Origin of the sequence: Porticoccus sp., from assembly GCF_041592135.1 — a bacterium.
Taxonomy (GTDB): Bacteria; Pseudomonadota; Gammaproteobacteria; order Pseudomonadales; family Porticoccaceae; genus Porticoccus.
Map to the genome: position 1 here is coordinate 1 of NZ_JBFHQR010000100.1, position 9,063 is coordinate 9,063.

Below are 9,063 nucleotides of genomic sequence, written 5' to 3' on the forward strand. Positions count from 1 at the left end.
TCAGACAGCTTGAAACCGTCAACGATTTCGCCATTGCCCAGTACTGCACCAGCGGTGAAATCCGGTGCCGGTTTACCAACTAAAACTCCCATGGTCTAACTCCTCTTCAAGTCAGTTATTTTTAAGGAAAATCACGGCTGCGCAGGGCAGCCCAATCTCAAAACGATAGAAGTCATCTTACACAATGAGATTTCCATGTCTCATTGTTATTCGCTATAACCGTAATAAGCTGGCTTAAACGCCGGCGCGATCAGCTCTCTTTCTGGGTCGCTTCTTTTATCAGGGCTGCCAACTCACCGTTCGCGTGCATTTCGACGATGATGTCGCAGCCGCCAACCAGCTCGCCATTGACCCACAGTTGTGGAAACGTAGGCCAGTTGGCGTATTTTGGCAAGTTGGCGCGAATTTCCGGATTGGTCAATACGTCCACATACGCAAAGCGCTCGCCACAGGCCATCAGGGCTTCCACGGTGCGGGCAGAGAAGCCGCACTGAGGCTGATTGGGAGAGCCTTTCATATAAAGAATGACCGGATTACCTTCCACCTGCTCGCGAATGGTTTCCATAATATCCATGAATTCATACCTCTAAAAATTAGTGCCATAAATAGTCGACTATAAAGGTCAACTATTCTACTCCACTCCCCCGGTGACGGACACTACCCAACTCAAAATTCTTCCCCTTTCACTCCACATGCTAATACAAATAGGAACTGTTTGCATTTGAGAATGGTTCTCTTTATAGTGCTGACCGTTGTTTAACAAGCACATTACAACTATCTATCGGAGAAACAGCATGCACAAGAAAACCCTGCTGGCCCTGGCCGGACTGGGCCTGGCGACAGCAACCCAGGCCGCCTCACCAAGCCTTGAAGACATGTGGGATCTGGTCCAACAGCAACAGGCCGAGATTACCCAGTTAAAATCACAGTTGAGCGCTACCGAACAGCGCGTTGCCCAGACCGAAGAGAAAACCGAGGCCACCTTTGCCGCCGTCGAGGAAGTGAGCGCCGGTCCGGTTGCCAAGCTGGCCGAGTGGGCCGAGAAAACCAGCATTGGCGGCTACGGCGAAGTCCACTATAACAACCTGACTTCCGACAATTCCGACAACTCCAAAGACGAGTTCGACCTGCACCGTTTTGTGGTGTACTTCGGACACCAGTTCAACGACGATTTGCGTTTCTATTCCGAGCTGGAAGTGGAGCACAACGTCGCCGGCGAAGGTAAAAATGGCGAAGTGGAAGTGGAGCAGGCCTACATCGAATGGGATTACGCCCAGAACCACCGCGCCAAGGCCGGTGTGTTCCTGATGCCGGTGGGCATTATCAACGAAACCCACGAACCGGACGCCTTCTACGGCGTCGAGCGCAACAACGTCGAGAAAGACATTCTGCCGGCCACCTGGTGGGAAGGCGGCACCCTGTTCAGCGGCGAACTGGGCCATGGCTTCAGCTACGATGCCGGGGTTCACTCCGGGCTGTTTATTGACCCCACCAGTTCCAAATGGAAAATCCGCGATGGCCGCCAGAAAGTCAGTGAAGCCAAGGGCGACGACCTGGCCTACACCGGTCGCCTGAAATACACCGGCGTACCCGGCCTGGAGCTGGCAACCACGGTTCAGTACCAGTCCGACCTGTGGCAGGGCGAAACCTTTGGCGGCGAAGAGGAAGTGGATGCCACCCTGTGGGAAGCCCACGCCATCTACAACCGCGGCCCCTTCGGCATTCGCGCCCTCTACGCCCACTGGGACATCGACGATGCCATCGAAATCTTCAAGGCCGGCGCCGATGAGCAGGAAGGCTTTTATGTTGAGCCCTCCTACAAACTCACCGAAAAACTGGGCCTGTTCGCCCGCTACAGTGAATGGGACAACCAGGCCGGCGACAGCAACGACACCGAGAAACAACAGTATGACGTTGGTGTAAACTACTGGCTCGACGAGCACGTGGTACTGAAAGCCGATTACATGCGCCAGGAAGTGGAAAGCGGCGACGAGCTGCGCGGCTTTAATCTGGGGGTAGGTTGGAGTTTCTAAACAGACAAGTCTTCTCACCACGCTTTGGGAGAGCCGCATCAGCGGCTCTCCTTTTTGTCCTGTGCCTGGCCCTGAGCGCGGGCGCCGTTGCCAAGGGCGTGTACCAGACGGGACCTGAATTTATCGCCGAAGTATTTGCCGGGGAGCCACCGGAAGCAAAGTCTCTGCTGCTGACCCCACAACTGAAAGAAACCGCCACTGAGATCATGCATCGCCAGGTGCGCGGGCTGCGAACCCGTTACTGGCAATCCGGCGGCACCACCGCCTGGATCATGGAGGAGATCGGCAAGGAACTGCCCATTACCATTGGCGTGGTCATTCGCGACGACCAGGTCGCCCAGGTAAAGATACTGGCCTTCCGCGAGAGCCGCGGCTGGGAAGTGCGCTATCCCGCATTTACCGACCAGTTCCGGGATGTCAAAATAACCCCCGAACTGAAGCTGGACAAACACATCGACGGTATCACCGGCGCCACCCTATCGGTCCGCGCCGTCCGCAAGGTCACTACCCTGGCCCTGTTCTACCACCAGCACGTCGCCCAAAAAACAGCAAAAGAGAACGGCACCCTTGTCCCACAGACCCCGTAAGACGCTGATATTCAACCAGCAATGGCACCGCAGGATCGGTTTCGGCATCACTGCCATGGTGTTCTTCCTGGCCATCACCGGGGTGCTGCTCAACCACTCCCCTGCCCTCGAACTAGCCAAAAAAGAGCTGCGGGCAAACTGGCTGCTCCACTGGTACGGCTTGGAGGACGCCGAACCAACCGGCGTGCCACTGTTTGGAAAATGGCTCAGCCAACCCGGCGGCAGGAATTTATTCCTGGACGATCAAGCGGTTGCCGACTGCCAGCCGCCACTGCTCGGCGCGGCGGCACTGCCCACCATGCTGTTGGCGCTGTGTCAGGATGGGCTGGTGATATTGACGGTGGAGGGAGAACTGATCGAAAAACTCGGTCGACTGCAGGGTTTACCCGACGACGCCGACAGATTGCAGGTCGCCGGAGATCACATCCTGCTGGGCAGTTCAAATCAGACCTACAGGATCGATCTGGATACCCTGGCGCTGACCCAACAGCCCTTCCGGGCCGACGGCTGGAGCAAACCGCAGGCAATCCCGCCGCAACTCGCTGAACAGCTCGACGCCATTGAGGATTTGCCGGGCATCTCCCTGGAAACCCTGATCCTCGATCTGCACAGCGGGCGCTTCTTTGGTACAGCGGGGGTTCTGTTTGTCGACCTGATCGGCATCCTGCTGTGTGTGCTGGCAATAACGGGTATTTTGGCCTGGAACAGCCGCCGCAGACTCAATGGTGGAGGCCGGTGAGGTGACAACAGCGCTGATTCCCGGCAAGAATTGCCATTCCGAATAAATCCCTATAGTATTTCGGGCCTTGGGCAGCGCAGCGGCGACTGCCTTTTTTCGTTTTGGAAGATTGCTATGACCAGCAAGGCATTGATGAACAATTACGGCACCCGCAAAATCACCCTGACCAAGGGCCAGGGCAGCTGGGTTTGGGATGATCAGGGCAAGCGCTATCTGGACGCCATCTCCGGCATCGCCGTGTGCGGCCTCGGCCACGCCCACCCCGCTGTCGCCCAGGCGATTGCCGACCAGGCCGCCACCCTGACCCACTGTTCCAACCTGTACAATATTCCCGGCCAGGAAGCACTGGCGGAAAAACTGCGCGAACTCTCCGGGCTGGAAAAAATGTTTTTCTGCAACTCCGGCGCGGAAGCCAACGAAGCCGCCATCAAGCTGGCGCGGCTGTTTGGACACAGCAAGGGTATTGCCGAACCGACCATCATTGTGCTGGAAAATGCCTTCCACGGTCGCACCCTGGCCACCCTGACCGCCACCGGTAACCGCAAGGTCCAGGCCGGCTTCGAACCGCTGGTCAGCGGCTTTGTACGGGCGCCCTACAACGACCTCAAATCCCTGCAGAACATCGCCAAAAACAACCGCAATGTGGTGGCGGTACTGATGGAGCCGATCCAGGGTGAAGGCGGTATCCGCACCCCCGCAGCCGATTACCTGCCCGGCCTGCGGCAACTCTGTGACGAGCACAACTGGCTGCTGATGCTGGATGAGATCCAGACCGGCAACGGCCGCACCGGAAAATACTTCAACTACCAGCATTTCAATATGCTGCCGGACGTCGTCACCACTGCCAAGGGACTCGGCAACGGCATGCCCATCGGCGCCTGCCTGGCCGGCCCCAAAGCCGCCGAGCTGATGCAGCCGGGCAGCCACGGCTCCACCTTTGGCGGCAACCCGCTGGCCTGCGCCGCGGCGCTGGCGACGGTCAAGGTCATCATTGAAGAACAACTGTGCGAACAGGCCGGCACCATGGGCGACTACCTGAAACAGCAGTTGCGCGAGCAACTTTCAGGCAACAAGGATGTGCTGGAGGTGCGCGGTCAGGGCCTGATGCTGGCGGTGGAGATGAAGCAACCCTGTCCGGAATTGGTGGATAAAGCCGCCGCCAGGGGTTTGCTGATCAACGTGACGGCCCAGTCTGTTATCCGGCTGCTGCCACCCCTGACCATCCGCCATGAAGAAGCTGATCAACTTGTCCAGATACTGGCTGAGCTGCTCACACAGGAGTAACCGACTATGGCATTGAGACACTTCCTGACCTTGCAGGACCTGTCAAAGACAGAACTGGAAACACTGCTGCAACGGGCAGTTGAGATCAAAAATCAGCACCGCGATGGCATTGATTCACGGCCCTGTGAAGGCAAGGTGATGGCGATGATCTTTGAAAAGTCGTCCACCCGCACCCGGGTTTCCTTTGAAACGGGCATGGCCCAGCTCGGTGGCAGTGCGCTGTTCCTGTCCCCCAACGACACCCAGCTCGGTCGCGGCGAACCGGTGGAAGACTCGGCCCGGGTCATTTCGCGCATGGTGGACATCATCATGATCCGCACCTTCGGTCACGATCGCATCACCACCTTTGCCGAGTATTCCAGCGTACCCGTCATCAATGCCCTCACCGACGATTTCCACCCCTGCCAGTTGCTGGCCGACATGCAGACCTATCTGGAACACCGGGGCAGCATTCGCGGCAAACGCGTCGCCTGGGTGGGGGATGGCAACAACATGTGCCAGTCCTACATGAATGCCGCGGACATGCTCGACTTCGAGCTGGTGATCGCCTGCCCGGAAGGCTATGAGCCTTCACAGGTGCTGCTGGATAAATTCAGCGACCGGGTTTCCATCGTGCGCGATCCCGCCGCCGCACTGAAGGATGCCGACCTGGTGGTCACCGATACCTGGGCCTCCATGGGCCAGGAAGAGGAAAAAAAGCAGCGCGAAAAAGACTTTTACGGCTTCCAGGTCAACGAAGAATTAATGGCGCTGGCCGCCCCGGACGCCCTGTTCATGCACTGCCTGCCCGCCTACCGCGGCCTGGAAATCAGCGACACCATGCTGGAGTCAAAATGGTCAGTGGTATGGGACGAGGCGGAAAACCGCCTGCACGCGCAAAAAGCGCTGGTGGAGTTTTTACTGGCGGAAATGGTGAAATAAACCTATCTCAGCAGGCGCCAGGGCAACTCCACCAGGTTGGTCAGCGCCTCGCTGGTGCGGTACTTGGCAAAGCCGCCACCGGTCAGGGCGCGGCGCCACAGATCGGTAATCTGCTCGCTGTTGCTGATACCGGTTTTACACCAGGTGGCAAAGTGTTCGCAGTTGTTGAACATCAGATCAAAGGCAAACTCCCCCAGCCGGCTCTCGGCGCGCTGGATCACCGCATCCGGTGAAAAATCCAGCTCCTCCACCTTCAGGCCCCGCAGGCTGTCCATCAACTTATTGATGCCGAGGCTGGTGCGTTCGAGGATGTCACCCCGCTTCAGGGTTTCAAAGAATTGTTCGTAGTCGCGCACCAGGATTTCATCGCCGCGGGCAAATTTTTCCAGGCTGGTGCGCCTGACCACACGGGGGGTCACCCAGTGACTGCTGGTGTAGTGGATGACCGTGCCATCGCCCGCATCAATGCCGTGGTGGGCGTAAGTGCCACCAAAACGACGTACATAGATATGATCACCACGAGCCATAGGAAACGCCCAAATTCCGTTAAGAACTCCGCTTAAACAATGGCTAAGGATAGCAGTTTAGCGGGGTATCCAATCTTTCCCTGATGTTACTGTTGTTGGCGGGGCGGATAAAGTAGCAGCTTACGCCCACAGGCTGGTAATCCCTAGCGCATAAAACCCGCCTGCTCTCATCTGCGACCTTTAACTGCCATCAATGCGACGCCATCGGGATGACGGCTCACTCGCGGTTAGAACCGGCCCCCTTGCTGGTATTCCCCATGCGGGGCTTGCTGCGACAACTCTGCCAGGAATTCCCGATAGGCCGCACTTGAAACCATCGCCTCGAACTCTTCTCTCTGGTTGATCCGCTCGATAATCCGGGGGGTTTTAACCACCTCCAGCCGGGCAAATCCCACGAAGCCCGCCACATCACCGGCCAGGGCGTAATTCCTGAAAATCCGGTACTGGGCGCCAAAGTCCGTCGAGTCCAGCGCATAGGCCCGTTTGAATGCCAAAATCGCCTCTGCATGCTGTTGCAGTTCTTCGAGGCAGGAGCCGTATTGGAACCACCTTGAGGGAATGCTCGGATCCTCCTCGACCAGCTCCTGGATGATCGGCAACGCCTGCTGCCACTCAGCAGCGGTCGCGTGGGCGTAATACTGGTCAAGGGGTTTTAGGCTGACCGATTCAGCGGCGGTGAAACTGCAAACTAGCAGAGCGATCACCGGAAAAACCAGCTTGCTCATTATCCAGCCGGGGAGAAACCGGCGTTCAGTCGTGTTCGTTAGCATCTTGGTATTTTCTCTGCCCACAAAATCGAATCCGTTCCCGGCCTGAAGCTGGGTGACATTAAAACTGCCCTACTGTAACCGGCCGCCCCCACAACCGGTCCAGCTGTCTCTGAAAGTGCTCCAGAGAACCGTTACTCCAGAACTCATCAAATCCGGCTTGAACCTTATTGGTGACCAGACCTTCCCTTTCAAGGCGTCGGCGCACCTCATTGGCGACCGCCGTTTCCGTGCTCACAATCGAAACATTTGGCCCCGCCACCCCTGCGATCACATGGGCCAGATGGGCATAGTGGGTGCAGCCCAGCACAATGGTATCCGCGCCTTGTTCCAGCAGCGGTTGCAGATATTTTTTCACCAGCCCCGCCGCTTCGTGGTGATCGAGTTTTAACGCCTCAATCTGCAACACAAGTTCCGGGCACGGCATGATTTCTATTCTGACATTTGCCGCCACCGCGTTGGCCAGCGCGGTGAAAGAATCCGTCACCAGTGTCTTGGCGGTGGCCAGCACGCCCACCACCCCGCTCCGGCTGTTGAGCACCGCGGGCTTGATCCCCGGCTCGACACCGATAAAGGGCACAGCATAGCGGGCGCGCAGCGCCGCAATAGACGTGGTGGTCGCGGTATTGCAGGCCACCACAACGGCTTTCACATTGCGTGAGATCAGGAAATCCGTGACCGCAAAAGACCTTTCCAGGATGTACTGATCGGAGCGGTCGCCGTAGGGGGCGTGGCCCGAATCCGCCACATAGACGATGTCTTCACCGGGCAGCAACGCTCTCACCTTGCTGGCAATCGACAGGCCGCCGATGCCAGAGTCAAAAATCCCGATGGGGGCGCGATAAGTCATAAATTCGCAGAGTATCCCGTTTTCTGATGGCCGATGTAGAGGTGGCGGAAGTGTAGCGTAAACCGTCCCGGTTACGCGTATTTTTACCACACTTGCGCATCTCGGGAACGGTGGTCCAGAGCTCATTCGCATAGAGTCGATCGCCGTCCAGCAGTGGTCCCACCAGTATTTTCTCAACCATCGGTTCTCCTCCTTGTTGACCCTGATTTCGGGATGTTACTCGCTTTTGCCTGCACCATGAGCAAGCTGTACCTGCAAATGAAACCCGTGCATATGGACTAAAGCGGGGAGCTACAAAGTCCGGAGCCTATGCCTGGTTAAATTTCCATTTGGTAGGTGTTGAAAATATGTCCCTGGATGCTGCTTGCGCCAATAGGCTGGCCGAAAAGTCTTTCAAGGGCTTTTTTCTGTGATCTTGTTGGCGGTAAATGCGCGAGCAGCCGCTTGTGGCCTAGTTCTTGTGCCCACTTTATTACCTGATTCAGGGCTGCTCGGCCATGTCCCCAATATTTCGGCGAAAGAACAAGGGCAACTTCGTAATTGCCGGATTCGACCTGGATACCACACCATCCGATAAGCATTCCGTCAGAGTGAATGGCTCGAAGTCTACAGCCCGGTTCCTGATCTAATTCGATTTTACTTTGCAGCCAAATCCCAAGAGTTTCCGTTGTGAACTGTGGATGCTGGATAAGGTGTTTGCGCACTAAATCTGAGTTGAGGAGCTCAAGCCACTCTTCGACCGGCGGTGTGTCAAGGGAGTGATAGGTCAACATGGGGAGCACGTCCATATAGGCCAATCAACTATACCGGGTGTCTACCAGTCGTGGGCTCCTCGGGTTGCCCAACGCCCAGCTCAGCGGGCAATTGAAGCGAAGCGAAACTAGATGCTTTCCTGGTATTTTTGAACGGCTATTGATGATAAACATTCCCAGCGCTCAAAGCGGATTCAGGTTTATTGTTCGGAAATTATTCAGTGGCTTATCTGCTCGATAGCGACGATGTTCTGAATCATCTGGCCGAGGTATTCGGGGCAAGTGAGCCATCATCGTCCCTGATCGCGCCCTAGAATGAACGCTGAGCATTGCGCCTTTAACCTGTCATGTCAATGAATTGGCACTGTTTGCTCAAGGCAAACAGTGCCCTGTCGCCCGTTCCCCGTGCGGCGGCCATCCCTCAGGGGGGAAAAGCCCGGGAGTGGGTGTTGTGTTTCTTTCCCAGATACCGCTGTAAACCGCAATCAGTAGCGAAACGGAGAAAGAAAGCACGGCGGCCGAAACCGCCACTTCCTAAATGCCGGCAGATCGAGTCGTAGCGCCAACGCCGCACCGCACCGCACCGCACCGCACCGCACCGCA

The 9,063-nt window shown here is 56.8% G+C and carries 10 protein-coding genes and 1 pseudogene; 5 read left to right on the plus strand and 6 right to left on the minus strand.

All coding sequences use genetic code 11. The features are described 5' to 3' along the window. Together ABY948_RS09190 and grxD are read right to left on the minus strand one after the other, a co-directional pair. A pseudogene (locus tag ABY948_RS09190) lies at positions 1 to 92 on the minus strand (peroxiredoxin); the annotation flags it as partial. A gap of 158 nt (positions 93 to 250) precedes the next feature. Beyond that, entirely contained in the window at positions 251 to 574 is a 324-nt protein-coding gene (gene grxD, locus ABY948_RS09195; RefSeq protein WP_461482234.1) for a Grx4 family monothiol glutaredoxin, read from the minus strand. A 220-nt stretch (positions 575 to 794) separates the two neighbouring features. On the opposite strand from grxD, the gene ABY948_RS09200 reads away from it, so the two are divergent. The 5 genes from ABY948_RS09200 to argF all read left to right on the plus strand — a co-directional run bounded on the left by ABY948_RS09200 (position 795) and on the right by argF (position 5,564). Next, positions 795 to 2,033, plus strand: a complete 1,239-nt coding sequence (locus tag ABY948_RS09200; protein WP_461482235.1) for a porin — start codon at positions 795 to 797, stop codon at positions 2,031 to 2,033. Between the two features lie 98 nt (positions 2,034 to 2,131). Beyond that, the gene (locus ABY948_RS09205; RefSeq protein ID WP_461482236.1) at positions 2,132 to 2,620 is read left to right on the plus strand and encodes an FMN-binding protein; all 489 of its coding nucleotides are present in this window, start codon (positions 2,132 to 2,134) and stop codon (positions 2,618 to 2,620) included. Continuing rightward, positions 2,601 to 3,359, plus strand: coding sequence for a PepSY domain-containing protein (locus ABY948_RS09210; RefSeq protein ID WP_461482237.1), 759 nt, complete (start codon positions 2,601 to 2,603; stop codon positions 3,357 to 3,359). The genes ABY948_RS09205 and ABY948_RS09210 overlap by 20 nt, the downstream gene beginning before the upstream one ends. A gap of 114 nt (positions 3,360 to 3,473) precedes the next feature. Continuing rightward, the gene (locus ABY948_RS09215; RefSeq protein WP_461482238.1) at positions 3,474 to 4,643 is read left to right on the plus strand and encodes an acetylornithine transaminase; all 1,170 of its coding nucleotides are present in this window, start codon (positions 3,474 to 3,476) and stop codon (positions 4,641 to 4,643) included. A gap of 6 nt (positions 4,644 to 4,649) precedes the next feature. Continuing rightward, positions 4,650 to 5,564 carry an ornithine carbamoyltransferase gene (gene argF, locus ABY948_RS09220; protein ID WP_461482239.1) on the plus strand — a complete coding sequence of 305 codons (915 nt, stop codon included), beginning with the start codon at positions 4,650 to 4,652 and terminating at the stop codon, positions 5,562 to 5,564. Positions 5,565 to 5,566: 2 nt separating this feature from the next. Here argF and ABY948_RS09225 read toward each other — a convergent pair whose 3' ends face one another. The 4 genes from ABY948_RS09225 to ABY948_RS09240 form a co-directional block, all read right to left on the minus strand. Then, a complete protein-coding gene (locus ABY948_RS09225; protein ID WP_461482240.1) occupies positions 5,567 to 6,091 on the minus strand; it encodes a lecithin retinol acyltransferase family protein in 525 nt (174 codons plus the stop codon). A gap of 227 nt (positions 6,092 to 6,318) precedes the next feature. Next, positions 6,319 to 6,816, minus strand: coding sequence for a hypothetical protein (locus ABY948_RS09230; protein WP_461482241.1), 498 nt, complete (start codon positions 6,814 to 6,816; stop codon positions 6,319 to 6,321). Positions 6,817 to 6,919: 103 nt separating this feature from the next. Continuing rightward, positions 6,920 to 7,708 (minus strand): glutamate racemase, encoded by a 789-nt coding sequence (murI, locus tag ABY948_RS09235; protein WP_461482242.1) that lies wholly within the window; start codon positions 7,706 to 7,708, stop codon positions 6,920 to 6,922. Between the two features lie 317 nt (positions 7,709 to 8,025). Continuing rightward, the gene (locus tag ABY948_RS09240; protein WP_461482243.1) at positions 8,026 to 8,481 is read right to left on the minus strand and encodes a GNAT family N-acetyltransferase; all 456 of its coding nucleotides are present in this window, start codon (positions 8,479 to 8,481) and stop codon (positions 8,026 to 8,028) included. Between the last annotated feature and the right edge of the window lie 582 nt (positions 8,482 to 9,063).